11 protein-coding genes are annotated in these 19,351 nt (G+C 41.0%); 8 read left to right on the top strand and 3 right to left on the bottom strand.

All coding sequences use genetic code 11. The annotated features are described in order from the left end of the window. The first annotated feature begins 93 nt into the window (after window positions 1-93). Entirely contained in the window at window positions 94-1,488 is a 1,395-nt protein-coding gene (locus ADHAQ_RS0101960) for a sialate O-acetylesterase (protein ID WP_026461502.1), read from the top strand. A 133-nt stretch (window positions 1,489-1,621) separates the two neighbouring features. Here the strand turns inward: ADHAQ_RS0101960 and ADHAQ_RS0101955 are convergent, their stop codons facing one another. The 3 genes from ADHAQ_RS0101955 to nfi form a co-directional block, all read right to left on the bottom strand. Beyond that, complete coding sequence (locus ADHAQ_RS0101955; protein WP_051359656.1) at window positions 1,622-3,226, bottom strand: RagB/SusD family nutrient uptake outer membrane protein; 1,605 nt, start codon at window positions 3,224-3,226, stop codon at window positions 1,622-1,624. 27 nt (window positions 3,227-3,253) lie between these two features. Beyond that, window positions 3,254-6,271 (bottom strand): SusC/RagA family TonB-linked outer membrane protein, encoded by a 3,018-nt coding sequence (locus ADHAQ_RS0101950; RefSeq protein WP_169727975.1) that lies wholly within the window; start codon window positions 6,269-6,271, stop codon window positions 3,254-3,256. Window positions 6,272-7,304: 1,033 nt separating this feature from the next. Beyond that, window positions 7,305-7,979, bottom strand: a complete 675-nt coding sequence (gene nfi / locus ADHAQ_RS0101945; protein ID WP_051359655.1) for a deoxyribonuclease V — start codon at window positions 7,977-7,979, stop codon at window positions 7,305-7,307. Between the two features lie 292 nt (window positions 7,980-8,271). On the opposite strand from nfi, the gene ADHAQ_RS0101940 reads away from it, so the two are divergent. The 7 genes from ADHAQ_RS0101940 to ADHAQ_RS0101905 all read left to right on the top strand — a co-directional run bounded on the left by ADHAQ_RS0101940 (window position 8,272) and on the right by ADHAQ_RS0101905 (window position 19,310). Continuing rightward, window positions 8,272-9,675 (top strand): TolC family protein, encoded by a 1,404-nt coding sequence (locus ADHAQ_RS0101940; protein ID WP_026461498.1) that lies wholly within the window; start codon window positions 8,272-8,274, stop codon window positions 9,673-9,675. Between the two features lie 24 nt (window positions 9,676-9,699). Then, window positions 9,700-12,984, top strand: a complete 3,285-nt coding sequence (locus tag ADHAQ_RS0101935; RefSeq protein ID WP_026461497.1) for an efflux RND transporter permease subunit — start codon at window positions 9,700-9,702, stop codon at window positions 12,982-12,984. Further along, window positions 12,974-14,113, top strand: coding sequence for an efflux RND transporter periplasmic adaptor subunit (locus tag ADHAQ_RS0101930; RefSeq protein WP_034256498.1), 1,140 nt, complete (start codon window positions 12,974-12,976; stop codon window positions 14,111-14,113). Before ADHAQ_RS0101935 ends, ADHAQ_RS0101930 begins: the two co-directional genes overlap by 11 nt. Before the next feature lie 255 nt (window positions 14,114-14,368). Beyond that, entirely contained in the window at window positions 14,369-16,597 is a 2,229-nt protein-coding gene (locus ADHAQ_RS0101920) for an NADP-dependent isocitrate dehydrogenase (protein ID WP_026461494.1), read from the top strand. 318 nt (window positions 16,598-16,915) lie between these two features. Then, on the top strand, window positions 16,916-17,584 hold the full coding sequence (locus ADHAQ_RS0101915) for an outer membrane beta-barrel protein (protein ID WP_026461493.1): 669 nt from the start codon (window positions 16,916-16,918) through the stop codon (window positions 17,582-17,584). Window positions 17,585-17,794: 210 nt separating this feature from the next. After that, complete coding sequence (locus tag ADHAQ_RS0101910) at window positions 17,795-18,262, top strand: hypothetical protein (RefSeq protein WP_026461492.1); 468 nt, start codon at window positions 17,795-17,797, stop codon at window positions 18,260-18,262. Between the two features lie 61 nt (window positions 18,263-18,323). Continuing rightward, the gene (locus ADHAQ_RS0101905) at window positions 18,324-19,310 is read left to right on the top strand and encodes a hypothetical protein (RefSeq protein ID WP_026461491.1); all 987 of its coding nucleotides are present in this window, start codon (window positions 18,324-18,326) and stop codon (window positions 19,308-19,310) included. Window positions 19,311-19,351: the final 41 nt, after the last annotated feature.

The following is a 19,351-nucleotide window of genomic DNA, read 5'->3' as shown; positions in this document are numbered from 1 at the left end:
GAAAACGATAAAATTATATTATGCTGGCCCTGGTAAACTTTGTATTTTGCCAGACATTTTTATCACCCAGAACCTACTATTGTATTTTTAATGATGAAGAAAATTTTTACTAAAAGTATTCTTACTTTTTTATTCCTGCTCTTTTTGTCGGATGCTTTTGCCGTAACGCTGCCAGCCATATTTGGTGACCACATGGTGCTGCAACAGAACAGTGAAGTTACCATGTGGGGTTGGGGTAAGCCGTCCGAAGAAATTACCGTAACGGGTAGCTGGGATGGGAAAGCCGTAAAAACCAAAGCGAGCAATCTGGCTCAGTGGCAGGTAAAATTACAAACTCCGGCAGCGGGTGGCCCCTATACGGTTACAATACAAGGCTATAATACTATCCAGATTAATGATGTTTTAATGGGGGAAGTTTGGTTATGTTCCGGCCAATCGAATATGGAATGGAGTACCCGGGCAGGTATAGATAACGGGCAACAGGAAATACCAACCGCTAATTATCCTGAAATTCGTTTTTTCTCGGTAGCCTATAAATCAACTGATGCCCCGCAAACTGATTTAAGAGGAGAGTGGGTAGTTTGTACACCTGAGACTATGCCGGGGTTTAGTGCCGTGGGTTATTTCTTTGGCCGGGATTTACACAAGAATTTAAAGTACCCGGTAGGGTTAATAAACAGCAGCTGGGGCGGTACACCAGCCGAAGTCTGGATTAATGAAAAAGCCATTGCCCAAAACGAAATGCTGGCTCAGGATGCGGCTAAGCAAAAAGAAGTACCTTACGGACCGGTAAAGCCCGGTAAAGTTTATAATGCTATGATTGCTCCCCTGATTCCTTACCGTATAGCAGGTGCTTTGTGGTACCAGGGGGAATCTAACGTAGGTAGCCCTGACAACTATACGCCTTTATTATCTACACTTATTCAGAACTGGCGGACAGAGTGGGGTAATGATTTCCCTTTTTACTATGTACAAATTGCTCCTTACAAATACGGCGGACAATCTGGGGTAAGGTTGCGGGATGCGCAGCGGCGGGTTTTAAATGCAGTTCCTAATACTGGCATGGTGGTTATCAGTGATGTTGGTAATATAGACGATATCCACCCCCGAAATAAAATACCGGTAGGTCAGCGCCTGGCAAATTTAGCCCTGAATAAAACTTACGGTAAAACCAATATTATTCCTATGGGGCCGCTGTACCGCGATATGAAAGTAGAAGGCAATAAAATAAGAGTAAACTTTGATTATGCCGATGGCTTGAAGGCAAACGGAAAAGAAGTAACGCATTTTGAAGTTGCCGGTGCCGATCAGAAATTTTACAAAGCTACCGCTAAAGTGGCTGGTAAAAGCGTGTTGGTGCAAGCCAAAGAAGTAAAGAAACCAGTAGCTGTACGGTTTGCCTGGGACAATCAGGCAGAACCTAATCTAGTGAATAAAGCCGGTTTGCCGGCTTCCAGTTTCCGGACTGATGATTGGTTGATTCAGTAATTTTTAAGGATTAACCTGACTGGAGAAAGTTTAATGGAAATAACCAAAAAATGTTTTTCTTCCTTTATTAGATATAAAAAAAGAGCTGGTTTTAAACCAGCTCTTTTTTATGCAAACAGTTAAGTCCGATATATTAGTAACCTCTGTTTTGGTCTAATCCCCAGGAAGATGCTTCGTTCAATGGAATAGGCATTACTGGCATTGGGTTGATAGTGCCGGTAATACTGCGTTTCTGCGCATTTGTGCTGGACACACCAGAAGGATCTTTTTTCTTTAAAGCTTCTAAGTAGCGACCGGTTCTTACCAGGTCATAGAAACGAATAGACTCCATTCCTAATTCTACTCTTCTTTCGTGCCAGATCGCGTTTAATAATTCCTGACCTGAAACAGTTACTTCTGGCAGAACGCCTTCTGTAGTAGCATAAGCCACATAGTCAGAAGCTCCTATGGCAGTAGAACCTTTTGGCTGAGTGCTTTTTCTGGCCCGTTCGCGTACCTGATTTACTAATATTCGAGCTTCGGATTCTTTGCCTAAATGGTAAGCAGCTTCAGCCTGCATCAATAATACATCAGCATACCGGAATTTAATAATGTTTTTCGGGCTGTTAGTAGACTGGCTTGGTCTGGCCGCTCTTTCTACGAATGCTTTCCGGTTTAAATAACCTGTTTCGTTTTCAGAAGCTTTAATTTCCTGCTTTTCGCCTACAACTATGTCGCCATCTTTATAAACGGTAACAGCTAAACGCGGGTCGCCTGCTTCGAATTCATTTACCAGATCCTGGGTAGGGTTGTTAAAGCCCCAGCCCCAGGTGGTCCGGTTGTTTTGAATTACGTTGTTAGCGGTTCCGGTTTTACCAGGGCCCCAGCCTTCGTTGGCGCTGGAGAACTGAATCTCGAAAACAGATTCGCTGTTATTCTCGCCTTCCATTTCGAAGATACGGGCATAGTTAGACTCCAATGTATATTGGCCGGAAGTAATAATGGCGTTGGTGGCATTATATACGTCTTGCCAGGTTTTGCCATTGGTGTTGTCGGTTCCAATTTGGTACATAGCTGCTCTTCCCAGGTAAGCACGGGCAGCACCTTTAGTAGCGCGACCTCTGTCGCCGGCACCATAATTACCTTTTTCTGGCAATAACTCAACTGCTTTTTTTAAATCCGCTTCAATAAAAGCATACGTCTGAGCCACAGTTGCACGCTTTAGTTTACCCCAATCAGCTTGTTCAACTGGTTTCTCCATTAAAGGCACACCACCAAATTTAGTAACTAAATTAAAGTAGCTATACGCTCTCAGGAAGTAGGCCTCACCCAATATCCGGTTTTTAACTTCTTCACTGATAGCAGAACCAGGTAAATTAGTCAGGATCTGGTTTGCCCGGCTAATAGCTACAAACATGTTGTTCCAGGTGCTGGACGGGATAGGAGCGTTGGTTAAGGTTTCCCATCTCTCCATTTGCTTTATTTCCATGTAGTCACCAGGTGTGCTGCCTTTGGCTGCATCATCCGATAATATGTCCCCAAACATCCACTCGTAAGAGTGCCCGGAGCCTGTTACACCACCTTCGTCCCAGGAAATGGCATCGTAAACGGCATTAACTGCTAATACAGCATTTTCCGGATCATTATAAAAGGTCTGGCTTGTTTGTAAGCCTAAAGCTTCCTTTTCCAGGACGTCTTCACAAGCCTGGCCGGCAAAGGCCAGCAAGGCAATAGGCAAAATATTTTTTATAAATTTCATTTTAAATTCTTTCCTAAATCTTACTTATTAAAAATTGATGTTTAAGCCGCCAATAAAGGTTCTGGCTTGCGGATAAGTAGCTACATCAACTCCCCAGTAGAATGGGTTGTTAAAACGGTCGCCAACTTCAGGCTCGTAGCCAGTATATTTGGTAAGAGTTAACAGGTTATCAGCTGATACATACACGCGCAAACCTTTTGCTTTGATTCTGCTGGCTAGTGTTTGGGGCAGGGTGTAACCAATTTGTAAGTTCCGCAAACGCAGGTAGCTACCATTTTCTACATAGCGGTCAGAGAAGGTGATATTCTGGTTCGCGTCGGTTTGTGTCATCCGTGGCTCGTTTGAGTTCGGGTTCTCTGGTGTCCAGCGGTTCATTCTGGAAGCATAAGAGTTAAACTGGCCGTTCGGGTTTTCAGTGAAAACTTTCAGGGCATTAACTGTTTCATTACCCTGTAAGCCCTGGATGAATAATTTCAGGTCGAAATTTTTATAGCCTAAGAAAGCGTTAAAACCATAAGTAAAATCTGGTAGGGCACTGCCTAATTTAGTACGGTCTAAATCGTTGATTATACCGTCATTATTCAGGTCCACAAATTTTACGTCGCCAGGCTTGGCGTTTGGCTGAATTAACTGGCCATCCTTAGAATAAGCATCAATTTCTGCCTGAGAATTAAAAATACCATCTGTCCTACGTCCGTAAAAATAAGCTAACACATCGCCTTCCTGCGTCATGGTAGTAAAACCAATCCGGTTTACATCACCACCCGGAATAGGCTGACCACCACCTAAGCTCAAGACTTTGTTGCGGATAAAGGAAGCATTAACACCGAAGTCATAGGTAAAGGCACCATCTTTTTTATTAAAGCTTAAAGAAGTTTCTAAACCTTTGTTTTGCATGTTACCGGCATTAATGCTCGGAGCTTGTGCACCAGCATAAGCAGGAATTGGCGGGGTTACAATCATGTCAGAAGTCCGCTTATCAAAGTACTCCACCGTCAGGTTTAATCGGTTGTTCATAAAGCCGGCATCAAACCCTACGTTGGCCATTTTAGCAGTTTCCCAAAGCAGGTTCGGGTTCCCGTACCGGTTAATGGCCCGGCCTTCTACGGCTTCGTTATTAAAGCTGTAGCGTTGCTGTGGCTGCAAAATGTTTAAAGTAGCTGTGTTGCTAATGTTCTGGTTACCCACTTCGCCATAACCGGCTCTGAATTTAAAGGTGGTAAACAGGTTCTGGTTCCGGAAGAAATCTTCTTCGTGGACATTCCAGCCTAAAGAGAAGGAAGGAAAAATACCTACGCGGTTTTGTTTGCTAAACCGGGAAGAAGCATCCCGACGGATGGTAGCGGTTATCAGGTATTTGTTTTTAAAGCTGTAGTTTAAACGGCCAAATTGAGAAACCAAACTGTTTTGACCTGGCGTGCTACCTGCCTGGTAAGAAGTTTGTTTAGCGGCTCCCAGGTAAAACTGAGAAGGGTCGTTCATGATGTTAAAACCGGTAACGTTTATGTTATCGGTATAAGCATTCTGTATTTCGGCCCCTGCCATGGCATTAATGCTGTGGTCGCCAATTTCTTTGTTGTAGTTAAAGAAGTTAGACCAGGTCCACTGATAACCTTGTTGGCGCTCATCATATAAGCTGCTTAACGTTCTTTGCTCGGCTGGAGCAATACTGAATTTTGGCAGGTAATTCCGGATTTTATTAAAGCCTAAATCGCCACCAAAGTTAGACCGAAAGCTTAAGCCTTCCATAAGTTTTACTTCGCTATATACGTTAGCCACAATTCGGTTTTGCTGCGTAGTTTGGTTCCTGGTTTCATTAGCCAGACGTAAAGGGTTATTGCCCGTGCTAAAGCGGGTTGTTATACCATAGTTGTTAGTAACCGGATCCCAGGCCGGAGTAACCGGAGAGGCCATTAACGCTGCCGGTAAAACCCCTGAGTATTGATCTACTGAAAAGTTATTGAACCGGGTGTTGGCATAAGATAAGTTGTAGCCAGCAGTAAACCGGTTGTTAAAGGTATAATCATTGTTAATTCTTAATAAGAACCTTTTTAAACCGGTATTCTGAATCGTTCCCTGCTGATCGAAGTAAGTAGCAGAAACACCGTATCTCGATTTGTCTGAGCCTCCATTTACAGAGAAGTTGTAGTTTTGGATAGGTGCGTTCTGGCGCATTACTTCTCTTTGCCAGTCAGTTCCTCTCAGGTTATTAGTAATGGCATTTTGTAAAACAGCACGGTCAGCTGCCGAAACGGTTTTATTGTCATTATCAAAAGCCTCCAGGTACAAAGTAGCATATTGCGAAGCGTTGGCCAGGTCTAACCGCCGCCAAGGATTCTGAATACCGGCATAAGTGTTAAAGTTGAAAGTTGGAGCACCTGATTTTCCTTTTTTGGTAGTAATTAAAATTACCCCGTTGGCGCCTCTGTTACCATAAATAGCGGTAGCCGAAGCATCTTTTAATACTTCCATTGATTCAATATCAGTTGGAGAGATATAATCGATGTTATTGGTTGGAAAACCATCTACTACATAAAGCGGATCGCTGTTGCCAAAGCTACCAACCCCTCTGATCCGTACTTTAGCAGAAGTGCCCGGAGCACCGGAGCTTGGCGTGATCTGTACACCAGATACCTTACCTTGTAAAGCCTGGTTTACGTCCACAGTAGCTACCTGGGTAATTTTCTGTGCATCAACTGTTGCTACTGCACCTGTTACGTCGCTCTTTCTAACGGTACCGTAACCTACCACCACAACCTCTTCTAATGCTTTGGCATCAGTTTGTAAGGCTATATTTAAAGTAGTTTTATTATTTACAGGTACTTCCTGCGTGGTATATCCAATATAGGATACCACTAAAACAGCATTAGCGTTGGTAACTTGTAATTTAAAAGCTCCATCAACATCAGTAACGGTACCGTTAGAAGTTCCTTTTACTAATAAAGTTACTCCCGGTAAAGCTTCACCATTAGCGCCATCTTTTACTGTACCGGATACCGAAACAGCCTGAGCTAACAGTTGTAATGGCCCTGTTATAAAAGCCATCAGAAGAAATAATAGAAATGTTTTCTTCATATAAGGATTAAAAAAAATTAAGGTTTAGTTAAACATTGGGTAAAAAGAAAAAGTCTTGTCCCTGAAAGGGATAGTCGTGTTTTGATGTATTTACATAGGTATTCCTTTATTAGCACGTTGCTGTTTTTGGGGTTCTAAAAAAAAGTTTGGGGTAGCACTTTTCTGATCTCCTTTATTTTCAGGAGATAAGGCGTTTATTATCCTATAGTATTATTAAACTTTTAGGATTTAAAAAGGCTATATTGCTTTTGTATGAGATAAACGGTGATGTTTAATGTTTATTTTGTTATATTAATATATTTTTTTAATCGTTTGTTTAATACAGAATAATGTAAATCAGGTAATTACCATTGGAATGTTGTTTTAGTGTCGCAAAAATAATACTTTATCCTTAATAACTTTTAATCTACATGCAGAAAAGGAGACTATAAAATGGTATAGATCCTTTTTGTACAGTAAAAAATGTGAGGTTATCATGCTAATAAATGTATCTGTAAATTTTAAAAAAGGCCTTAAATAATTAATACGCAACCTTTTTTAATTTTAGCTTAGCCATTACGGTAAAATATTACAGGAAGTTAAATTTGCTTTTATAGAATTTTTAAAATAGAAGTTCGAATTGAAATATGTTTACTATATATTAGTATTTTTTAAATAATTTTATTATTTAGTTAGGTAATAAAGGCAAAAATTAGTAAAAAAATTTATGTTATCAATAATTTTTAATGGTTGTGGAATATTGGGAAAATTATAAAAACAATAATTTGATAAAATTGCCTATATTCTATATTATTTAAATATTATGAGGCGAATTGTCTAATTAATAGGTGATTAGGTAATATGATGGATTGAGTTTCTTTTAAAGAAAAAGGTTTACTTGTTTTTGATTTCTTTGCCTAGATTACCTAAAATAAAAAAGGATTAGAATGAGAGGCAGTGTTATAGCAAACCTACTTTAAAATAAACTTTTGTCTAATTCTTGGCTGGTAAATCTTACTATAGTTTAGGTAAATTCCTTCTTAAGAGTTTTAGAATAATGGTCAGCTAGTCGGGTAGGTTCAGGTAATTTGTGTTTTAGGGTAGTGGAGAAAGCAATTTCGGTGGCTGTTTCTAAATCCATTAAATGGCCAGGAGAGGCAAAAACCGGTTTAACATTGTCTTTGGTTCGAATGGCATTGGCAATATGTTCATTCCGATGAATGACCGGGGTAACCGAACCTTTGGTAGTATCCGGCATGGTAAATTTGCCTGCCAGTACCTCTTTAGCTAATCCCATAGTGGGAATATTTAAATGAATGCCTAAATGGCTGGCAATACCTAATCGGCGGGGATGGGAAATGCCGTGCCCATCAACCATTATTAAATCAGGTTTTATTTGGAGCTTTTCGTAAGTAAGTAATAAATTAGGAGCTTCTCTGAAAGATAAAAAACCCGGAACATAAGGCATGGTTACAGGAGCATAATGGTACTGAATTTCCAGTTCTTTCAAATCCGGAAAGCTTAATAAGACAAAAACTGATAAAATATTTTCCCCGATAAAGGATGAATCACAACCCGCAATTATTTTCAAATCAAAATCAGGTTTTTGCATAATAACTTTTTTACTAAACTCCTGCTGTTTTTGGGTTAGTTCAGTCAGTAAGCTTGGTTCTATTGGTGGATGCTGCCGGTAGTACATATAAGAAGCTTTTGCCTGCCTAAACGTGTATATACACCAGTAGGTTTATCCGGAAGTTTAGCGACTGGATTCACCTTTAAGAATTGAAAGGCAAAATAATTTTACGAACTCAAAGAGAAAAGATATACAAGAGTAAAAAGGACGAATTGTAGAGGCGTAGGACTTTTCTTAGTTTTTTCTTAAAAAACAAGATATTTGTTTACAAACACTTCAAATTAAATTAAATTGCGGTACGGAATTTATAATTATTTGGTGCAGGATTAAAAGCCTGTAGCTTTTACGCAGATGTTTGATGTTTAGAGCCCATCGTATTCGTGCAATTCTTGCCATAATATTAATAAGTACTTTTCAAGCGAATGGTCAGCAGCAAGTACTTTCTTTGAAAGAAGCCATTCAGCTATCCCTCCAGAATTACGGAACCATAAATGCAAAAGCTAGTTATGTACAAGCTTCAAAAGAAGCTTTAAAACAGAGCCAAAGCGAATACCTGCCGGATTTTGTATTATCGGGTCAGCAAAACTACGGTACTGTAAACGGACAAATCGGTCCTTTGTATGGCTACCGTGGTTTATCGGCTTCTGCATCCGGGCCTCCGTTGCCGACTCAAAACTGGAACGGTACCTTTGGGTCCTTGTATCTGGCAAACTTAAACTGGGACTTTTTTAATTTTGGCCGGGCACGCGAACGCATTAATGTAGCTAAAGCAGGCTTAATCCGTGACGAACAGGATTTGGTGCAGGAACAATTTCAGCACCAGGTTCGGGTGGCAGGCGCTTATTTATTGTTACAGGCAGCGCAACGATTAACCCGGTCTTTCGAAAGAAACCTGGATCGGGCCCAGGCCCTTAGAACAGTAGTAGTAGCCCGGGTAAAGAATGGACTTAATCCTGGGGTTGATTCGTCTTTGGCCAATGCCGAGGTTTCGAGTGCTAAAATTGCCCTGGTAAATTCGCAGGATCGGGAACTGGAGCAAAGTAACCAATTGGCGCGCCTGCTGGGGGTGCCGGCACAAAAGTTTGCTTTAGATAGCTTATTTATTACCCGGATACCAGATGCCGTAGAAGTGAAAGCCAGTCAAATTCCGGAAAATCATCCCATCTTAAATTATTACCGAAGCCGTATTCAGCTTAGCAACCAGCAGGCAAAATATTTTAAAACGTTTCAGTATCCTACCTTATCTTTTTTTAGTGTTATACAGGGGCGTGGTTCGGGCATAGGAAATGGTTTTAACGAACAAAATCCAACGAACATTAATAGTAATTACTGGCAGGGAGTTACGCCGGGACGGGGTAATTACTTAGTTGGGTTAGGAATGTACTGGAACCTGACCAGCACCTTACGGGTGCGGCATCAGGTGGCTTCCCAGTCTTTCATTTCCCAGGGCCTGCAGCACGAATATGAGTTGGTAAATCAGCAAATAAAAGCGCAGCAAGCTTTAGCGGTTAATAAAATTGAAAACGCGCTCAAAAATTTTAAAGAAGCTCCTATTCAGGTAAAAGCAGCTTCGGACGCTTATATGCAAAAAAGCGTGCTATACCGGAACGGGTTGGCCACCATTGTTGAAATTACCCAGGCCTTATATCTGCTAAACCGGGCGGAAACAGATCGGGATATTGCCTACAGTAATGTGTGGCAGGCCTTGTTGTATCAGTCAGGAACGATGGGTGATTTCAACCTTTTTATGAATGAGTTTTAAGTTTATTAACTACGAAGTACCGGTATGGATTTAATTAGGAGTGCACTGAGGAAGCCAATTACTGTTATGGTATTGGTAGCGGGGTTGTTTTTTTTCGGGATAAATGCTGTCCGTAACATCAAGATTGATATTTTTCCACAACTGGATTTGCCGGTTATTTACATATCACATCCTTTTGGAGGGTACTCGCCTACTCAAATGGAAGGTATCTTTGGGAAACAATATGTAAACCTGCTTTTATATGTTTCCGGATTAAAAACTGTGGAAGCCCGCAATATACAAGGGCTTAGTTTATTAAAGCTTACCTTTTATGAAGGTACCAATATGGCTCAGGCAGCGGCAGAGGTATCAGCTTTTACCAACCGGGCGCAATCCAATTTTCCACCCGGGTCGCAGCCGCCTTTTATTGTCCGGTTTGATGCCTCTACACTTCCTATTGGTCAGTTGGTGTTAAGTAGTAAAACCAAATCAAATACAGAGCTGCAGGACTTAGCGAATACGTATATCCGGTCTTCTTTTACTTCCATTCCCGGACTTATTTCGCCGGCGCCTTTTGGTGGTACTCCCCGAACAGTAGTGGTGAAAGTTGATCCGCAGTTATTACGGGCTCATAACTTAACGCCCGACCAGGTGGTGCTGGCCCTACGGGAAAACAACCAGACGTCGCCGGCCGGAAATGTAAGAATAGGTGACTATAATTACCTGACACCTTCCAATACCATGATTAGTAAGGTAAAAGATTTTGAGAACATACCTATATATAAAGGTAGTGCTCAGAATATTTACCTGCGCGATATTGCTACCATTGATGATGCGGCGGATATTACCACGAGTTATGCCCTGGTAAATGGCAAACGTTCCGTGTACATGCCCATTACTAAGTCCGGAACCGCCTCTACCTGGACGGTAGTACAAGAGTTGAAGAAAGCCATTCCACGTTTTGCGGCTAACCTACCTGCTGATGTTAATTTAACCTATGAATTTGATCAGTCGGTTTATGTAATAAATGCCGTAAAAAGTTTAATAACCGAAGGTGCTATTGGGGCGGTGTTAACTGGATTGATGGTTTTCTTATTCCTGGGGGATAGAAGAGCGGCTTTTATTGTTATATTAACCATACCTACTTCCATTATTGCCGGGGTGTTGTTTTTACACCTTCTTGGGCAAACCATAAATATAATGACCTTGAGTGGTCTTTCGTTGGCAATTGGTATTCTGGTAGATGAGTCTACGGTAACAATAGAGAACATACACCAGCATTTAGATATGGGCAAACCCAAGGCCCTGGCTATCTGGGATGCCTGTAAAGAAATTGCCTTTCCTAAACTATTGATTTTATTCTGTATTCTGGCCGTTTTTGCCCCGGCCTTAACCATGAAAGGCATTCCGGGCGATCTGTTTTTGCCGCTGGCCATGGCAATAGGCTTTTCCATGATTACCTCCTATTTATTAGCGCAAACCTTTGTGCCCATTATGGCTAACTGGTTAATGAAAGGTGGCGAGCAAGCAGTAGTTACTAAATCAGGCAAAATTAAATTTACCAATGATCAGGTTCTTGCTGCTGGGCAACTTAATGTCGATGCTGTGGAAGATACCTGGGATCAGAAAAAGGTGTTATTAACCAAGCATCACGGGAAAGATGGAAAACCGGATCGTTTTGAAAGGTTCCGGAATCGGTTTTTAGCTGTTTTGGAAAACATGTTGCCCCGCCGGAAGAGCATAGTTGTTCTCTATACGGTAGGCGCCGTTAGCTTAGCCGCATTCTTATTTATAACCATTGGGCGGGATGTACTGCCAAAAGTAAATGCAGGTCAGTTTCAGGTAAGGCTGCGGGCCCCGGATGGGCTTAGATTAGAACGTACTGAACTAAAACTGGTACAGGTTACACAAATCTTAGAAGAGTTGGTGGGTAAGGAAAATATTGCTATTACCTCCTCTTTTGTGGGCCAGCACCCGGGGCAGTTTTCTACCAGCCCCATTTACTTATTTATGAGCGGGCCGCAGGAAGCCGTGTTGCAGGTAAACCTGAAAGAAGATTACCATGTGGACCTGGATAACCTGAAGGAAAAATTCCGGAAAAAAGTAAAATCCCGGATTCCCGATCTTAAATTATCTTTTGAACCGATTGAGTTAACTGATAAAATTTTAAGCCAGGGCTCCCCGACACCAATAGAGGTAAGAGTAATAGGTAAAAATAAAAAGCTGAATGAAGAATATGCGCACAAACTTATTTCAAAGTTTAAGGAAGTATCTTACCTGCGCGATATTCAAATAGGGCAGCCCATAAATTATCCAACCTTAAATATTAACATCGATCGGGTTAAAGCGGCGCAGTTAGGAGTAGGGGTGAACGAGATTTCCCGTTCCTTAATTGCTTCCACTTCTTCTTCGCGGTACACCGAAAAAAATGTTTGGATAGATGAGAAAAGTAATACCAGCTATAGTGTTCAGGTAGAAATACCGGAATATAACATGGCCAGTATTAATGACATTAGTGAAATTCCGATTCTAAGTAATTCGCCCCGGCCGGTTTTAGGAGATGTAGCAGAAATAAAGCGCGAAACCACCTATGGAGAAAATGATAACCTGGGCGTATTGCCTATGTTATCGGTAACCGCCAATTTGCATAAAAAAGATTTGGGCTCGGCTACTGAAGACGTGGAAGAGGTGATTAAATCGCTGGGTGAATTGCCACGTGGGTTATCGATAGAGGTAAAAGGACTAAGCCAAATCCTGACTGAAATGCTGGATAGCTTGCAAACCGGCCTGATAGTGGCGGTGGTGGTTATTTTTCTGATGCTGGCAGCTAATTTTCAATCCTTCAAGGTGTCGCTGGTGGTTTTATCTACGGTACCTGCTGTTTTGTTGGGTTCTTTAGCCTTGCTTATGCTAACTGGTTCTACGCTTAATTTGCAGTCTTATATGGGAATGATTATGGCGGTAGGGGTTTCTATTGCCAACTCGGTATTGTTAATTACCAATGCTGAGCAACTGCGTTTGCATAATGATGATGCTGTGGAATCAGCGAGGGAAGCAGCGGCTTTGCGGTTGCGCCCAATTTTAATGACAAGTTTGGCAATGGTGGCCGGTATGGTTCCGATGGCGCTGGGTTTAGGCGAAGGCGGAGATCAGACTTCACCATTGGGGCGGGCTGTAATTGGTGGGCTGATTGCCTCTACCTTTGCAGCCTTATTTATGTTGCCTTTGGTTTTTGCCTGGGTTCAGGGTAAGGCCAGTATCGAATCGGTTTCCTTAGATCCCGAAGACAAAGAAAGTAAGCATTATATTCCTTCTCTTTATGAAAAGTAATTTTTTTAAAAATAGTATTTACAAAAGCCTTGCTGGTTTATCCTGCGGGTTGTTGTTAGCTTTTTCTTTGCCAGCCTGTAATTCTTCGGATGCTGCCTCCGAAGAAAAAGCTGAAAATATGGAAGATGCGGCCGTTGAAACCATTAAAGCAGAAAAAGGAAAATTATCTACGTCTTTATCTGTTCCGGGTGAATTATTGCCCTTCCACCAGGTAGATTTATATGCCAAAGAAACCAGTTTTGTTCGGGAGGTTCTGGTAGATATTGGTACGGAGGTAAAAAAAGGACAGCTACTGGCCAGTTTGGATGCGCCGGAACTAAACGCCCGCATAGCTGAGGCAGAATCCCGATTAAAATCGCAGGAGGCTATTTATACGGCCAGTAAAGCCCAGTATAACCGCATTTATGAAACCAGTAAAACACCGGGCACCATTTCGCAGAATGAACTGGACCAGGCGCTGGCCAAGAAGAATTCTGATTACGCCCAACTGGAGGCGGCCCGGGCTGCTTACCGGGGAGTGGCCCAAACCAAAAATTACCTGGAAATAAGAGCTCCATTCAATGGCGTTGTCACTTCCCGTAATATTAGCCAGGGAGCCTATGTAGGGCCTTCGGGGAAAGGTTCGGACAAACCATTATTGGTAGTACAGGATCAGAAACGCTTACGGTTGGTGGTTTCGGTTCCGGAGGCTTATGCCGGTTATCTAAAACAGGAAGACGAAGTTGATTTTTCTGTAAAGTCTTTGCCCAACCAGGAATTTAAAGCAAAAGTAAAGCGTATGGCTGGTTCCCTGGATAGCCGTTTGCGTGCCGAACGCCTGGAAATGGACGTATTTAATCCGGATAAGAAGTTGATGCCTGGTATGTATGCAGAAGTACACCTGCCGCTGCCTTCTAAAGATAGTACGTTTGTGGTACCGCGCTCGGCCCTGGTGGTTTCTACTGAAAAAATATTTGTTATCCGGGTAAATAATAATAAAGCCGAATGGGTAAATGTGCAGAAAGGAAGGGAAGCCGACGATAAAATTGAAGTGTATGGCGACTTAAATCGGGGAGACCAATTAGTGGCCGTGGCATCCGAGGAAATCCGGAATGGGTCGGACCTGAAGCAAGCAAAGCTCCGGCAGTAATTCTTTTTTTTACAGCAGTTTACTAGGTTGATACTTGTTCTTGTTCAGGTATTAACCTTTTTTTTAGGCAGGTTAAATGATTCAGGAAGAAACCCAATTTAAACCTAGCATTATTAAAAAGACTTGTATATTTGCCGATTAAAATCAGTTGGTAATATTCAACCGGTTTAATAACCGCAGTATCTATTTTACGAAACAGGAATTTAAACCTTTTGCCCTTTAAAAAGGCAAAATTTACAAAACCTAAAGACAAAGATGGCAAATAACACATCCAAAATTATTTACACCATAACCGACGAAGCTCCGGCATTGGCAACGTATTCTTTCCTGCCAATTGTGCAAACCTTTACCAAGGCAGCAGGCATCGAGGTGGAAACCAGAGATATTTCTTTGGCGGGCCGTATCCTGGCTACTTTTCCGGAAAACCTGACCGACAGACAAAAGATTAATGATGATTTAGCTTACCTAGGTGATTTAGCCAAAACACCGGAAGCCAACATTATTAAATTACCAAATATCAGTGCTTCTGTGCCGCAATTATCAGCTGCTATTAAAGAGTTGCAAGGCCAGGGCTACAACATTCCGGATTATCCGGCTAACCCGCAAACCGACGCGGAGAAAGAAATTCAAACCCGTTATTCTAAAGTATTAGGTAGCGCGGTAAACCCGGTTTTACGCGAAGGTAACTCTGATCGGCGGGTTGCACCTCCGGTAAAAGAATACGCCAAAAAGAACCCGCATTCTATGGGTGCCTGGTCTGCTGATTCTAAGTCGCACGTTGCGCACATGGATGGCGATGATTTTTACGGCAGCGAAAAATCGGTAGTAGTAGAAGAGGCTACTTCGGTAAAAATTACGTTTGAAGGTGCTGACGGAACAAATGTTACTTTAAAAGAAAACATTGCCCTTAAAGCTGGCGAAGTAATTGATTCTTCCCGCATGAGCCGGAAAGCCTTACGCGCCTTCTATGAAAAAGAAATTGCCGCGGCTAAAGAAGAAGGTGTATTGTTGTCGTTGCACCTGAAAGCCACCATGATGAAGGTTTCTGACCCTATTATGTTTGGCCATGCCGTTACTGTTTTCTTTAAAGAGGTATTTGCCAAACACAATGCTATTTTTAAACAAATTGGCGTTAACGTAAATAATGGTTTAGGCGATTTATACGCTAAAATCCAAACTTTACCGGAAGAGCAGCGTGCTGAAATTGAAGCTGACATTAAAGCAGTTTATGACAACAGCCCGGCCTTAGCTATGGTTGATTCGGATAAAGGCATTACTAACCTGCACTTCCCGAACGACGTAATTATTGATGCCTCCATGCCGGCCGCTATCCGTACTTCAGGTAAAATGTGGGGAGCTGATGGCAAACCGCACGATACTAAATTTATGATTCCGGACCGCAGCTACGCCGGTATTTACCGCGAAGTAATCAACTTCTGTAAAGAAAATGGTGCTTTCGATCCCAAAACTATGGGCACCGTGCCAAACATTGGTTTAATGGCGCAGAAAGCAGAAGAGTACGGCTCTCACGATAAAACTTTCCAGATGACGGCTGATGGTGTTGTTCGGGTAGTAGATGCCAATGGCAATACGCTGATGGAGCACAACGTAGAAGAAGGCGATATTTGGAGAATGTGCCAGACTAAAGATTTGCCTATTCAGGACTGGGTGAAATTAGCGGTAACCCGCGCCCGAATTACCGGTGCACCAGCTATTTTCTGGTTAGATCCGCAACGTGCCCACGATGCCAACTTAATCAAAAAAGTAGAAAAGTATTTACAAGACCACGACACCAATGGTTTAGAAGTAAAAATTATGTCGCCGGTAGAGGCGATGCGTTATTCTTGCGAGCGTGCTAAAGCTGGTCAGGATACTATTTCGGTAACTGGTAACGTACTGCGCGATTACTTAACCGACTTATTTCCAATTCTGGAATTAGGTACCAGCGCTAAAATGCTTTCGATTGTACCGTTATTAGATGGTGGTGGGTTATTTGAAACCGGTGCCGGTGGATCTGCTCCGAAGCACGTGCAACAATTCTTAGAAGAAAACTACCTGCGTTGGGATTCCCTGGGTGAGTTTTTAGCTTTAGCAGTTTCATTAGAAGATTTGGCTTATAAAACCAAAAACGATAAAGCTGCTGTATTAGCCGAAGCTTTAAATAAAGCCAATGGTGAATTCCTGGATAAAGATAAATCACCGGCCCGTAAAGTAGGTGGTATTGATAACCGGGGTAGCCACTTCTATTTGGCTTTATATTGGGCACAAGCAATGGCCGAGCAAACAAAAGACCAGGAGTTAGCTTCTAAATTCTCTTCTTTGGCAAAGGCTTTAACTGAAAACGAAGAAAAGATAGTAGGAGAGCAGATTGCGGCCCAAGGTAAACCAGTTGATATTGGTGGTTATTTCCATCCTGACAACGAAAAAGCCAGTGTTGCCATGCGTCCAAGTGAAACGTTGAATGCGGCTTTAGCGAGTTTCTAATTTAAAACCTGAATTATAATAAAAAGGCTACTGATAATTTATCCAGTAGCCTTTTTTTATTGGTTTTGGTTTAGCCTGATTGGCAATCTATCCACTATAGCCAACTGGCAATTTATCCGGGCATAAGCCTGGTAATACCTAATAGTGGTGCATTACCATCATACAATTCTTAAAAGATTAAAACTTTCAATTAATTATAAAATCAACGATAGGTGCTGACCTCTATGATAATTTAAAATATATTTTAAGACCGAAGCAACCTCAAGGGATCAAAGCTAATCTTACTTTTGAATACAACAGCAATCTTAAAAATTAACTATGAAATTATCACTTCCCTTTGTCTTGTTCTTTATACTTTATGGTTCATTTTCAGCATTTGCTCAGGAAAAGGGAACAACTATTAATCAGCCCCGGAAATTTTATATAGGCGTAAATTATACCAATACGCAATATTCCTTAGCGCCCCGAAATAGTAATCCGGCAACTAGTAGGTTTAATCCAAATTATATTACCTACCCGGGCATTCATGTCGGGTATATGCTGAGTAAAAATACCAGTGTACAAATTGGGGCAGCTTATGCACATGAGAACTGGCAAACCGGAAGCGAATACAATAACGCTGGTTCTATAGAAGGAAGTTACGATACCATAAAAACCAGAGGGTTTATTGTTCCGGTTTCCTTCCGATATAATTTTTTAAATCTGGGACAACGCCTCCAGTTTTACGGTACTAGTTCGTTAACGGCAGCTTTTGGCAAAACCAGGGTTAACCATACGTCTTCGGTAAATGAAATAGTAACTTATCGGAGTTTGGATGAAAGTGCAGCTTTAAATATGTATTTGTCTTTAGGATTAGGTGCAAATTACAAGCTTGGCAACCGGTTTAATATTTTCGGAGAAATGTTACTGTTGAACAAGAATTTGACTAGTGGCTTTAAGAATCAGAAGTCTACTTTAAATATGGGCTTTAACTATAGGTTTCATTAGTAACAGCCCGTGTTAGTGATGACCTAAATAAAGATCGTTTATAATATACAAGCTACTGAAATATAATTTCGGTAGCTTTTTTTATCCGCCCGAATTTCATATTATTATTAATTAAGTGGTGAGTAGTCCTCTCAATTGAAAGCCGTTGCAGCTTTAATTAGACCACCCAAAGCGTTAATAACCGGAACAGGTTTCGTTTAGCTACAAGTTGTGAGTTATAAAATTGATGAAAAATATCTTCATATACTAATATGTATTCAACTCTTAGCTGTAGCCTGTATTAGCCAAAAAAAGCTTAAAAAGAATGACTTCTCACTAACAATTGGAAGCTGCTTTGAGTCTGATACTGTAGATGTAGGAATAAATGGGCAGGAAGTTGTAAGTAATGCAATTGTTCAGTCAGATTTTTCTACTGGTATTACGCAATTTACCATTTATCAGGATGATAAAGGTCTGTGGATTTTATATAAAAATAAGAAGACCAAGCTGAATAAAATTACTCCCATTCGAATAGTTGATTTAGACATAAGGATAAATGGTATGCTGACCTCAAAGAAAATCGACTTAAGAAAAGGATGGAATCTTATGCTTGAACATTGTTATGTTACCTCTAAAATAGGTCAGCCAGTAAGAGCGGTAACTGTAAACCAGTACAAAAAAACCTTAGTACTTGAGTAACATTACATCTCACAACACAAACTAAAGCGTGCCTTAGCCAAGTACGTTATGTATTATTTTTATGAACCGCAAAAGCCTATTAAATCAACTTGAATTAGCCTATGCTCCTTTGACAGCATATGAATTCGCTATAGTCAAGGACGATAAATTGGTTGAAAGAGCACTTGAAAAAGCAAGCCTTTACCTAATTGGGCAAAGACCTGTTATTACTTTTGAGAATGTTAGCCCTGACACAGCCATATATCAATTAAACTTTGAAATTCATCAAAGAAACAATCCTAACATATTGAAATGCAAGCTACCTTTTGACCAAGAAGTATTTGGGTTAATGGAGGACAATGTTGTTGATGTGGCTTTTAATTATCTAGACAATTCGACTAAACAGGATAAACTACAGTTCAAAAATATTCATGGCTTTTCCTTGGCTAAACACAGAAAAGAGGGAAAAGAGTTTATTATTTGGTTTTCCCCGGAAAAACTTCTCCAAAACTGGTGGAAAGGAAGTATAGATTGTGAAATTGAGGGGGATTGGCAATCCTTTCTACAATACAAGGTGCATTATGTTGGAAAAGCAACTAAGCAAAGTATACTAAGACGCCTAACAGGGCATTCAACATTTCAAGATATTCTTTCACTAGAATCACCTGTTACTGAAAAACAATTACCAGCAAATGAAATTGTAATTCTTCCTTTTGAGTTCCAAAACAATTTGCAATTTCAATCATTCGGAAAAGGATCTGATGTGAAAGATATGGTTGCTGCTTTTCTTGGTGAAAATTACCCTCATCAAGAAAAAGTATTTCTAGATGCTGAAAAGGCACTAATAAAAGCCATGCAGCCAACATACAATAAGGAAATGTTTAAGAGCTATCCAGTTAGTAAAGACGGACTATATAATGACAATTACGATGCTATTTCATACACATTTATCGACCCAATTGTGTTGCTATATAACGATGGAGAAATCAAAGGAGGCTTGACACCAATTGGTGGTGATGCAATTATCATACTTGAAAATGCTGATTTTAAGCTTGTTAAGCATGGGTAAAACTACACATAACCAAACCTAAAAACCTTTTCACACTTTCT

Source organism: Adhaeribacter aquaticus DSM 16391 (assembly GCF_000473365.1).
GTDB classification, from domain to species: Bacteria; Bacteroidota; Bacteroidia; order Cytophagales; family Hymenobacteraceae; genus Adhaeribacter; species Adhaeribacter aquaticus.
This window is presented reverse-complemented; position numbering and strand designations above follow the sequence as displayed.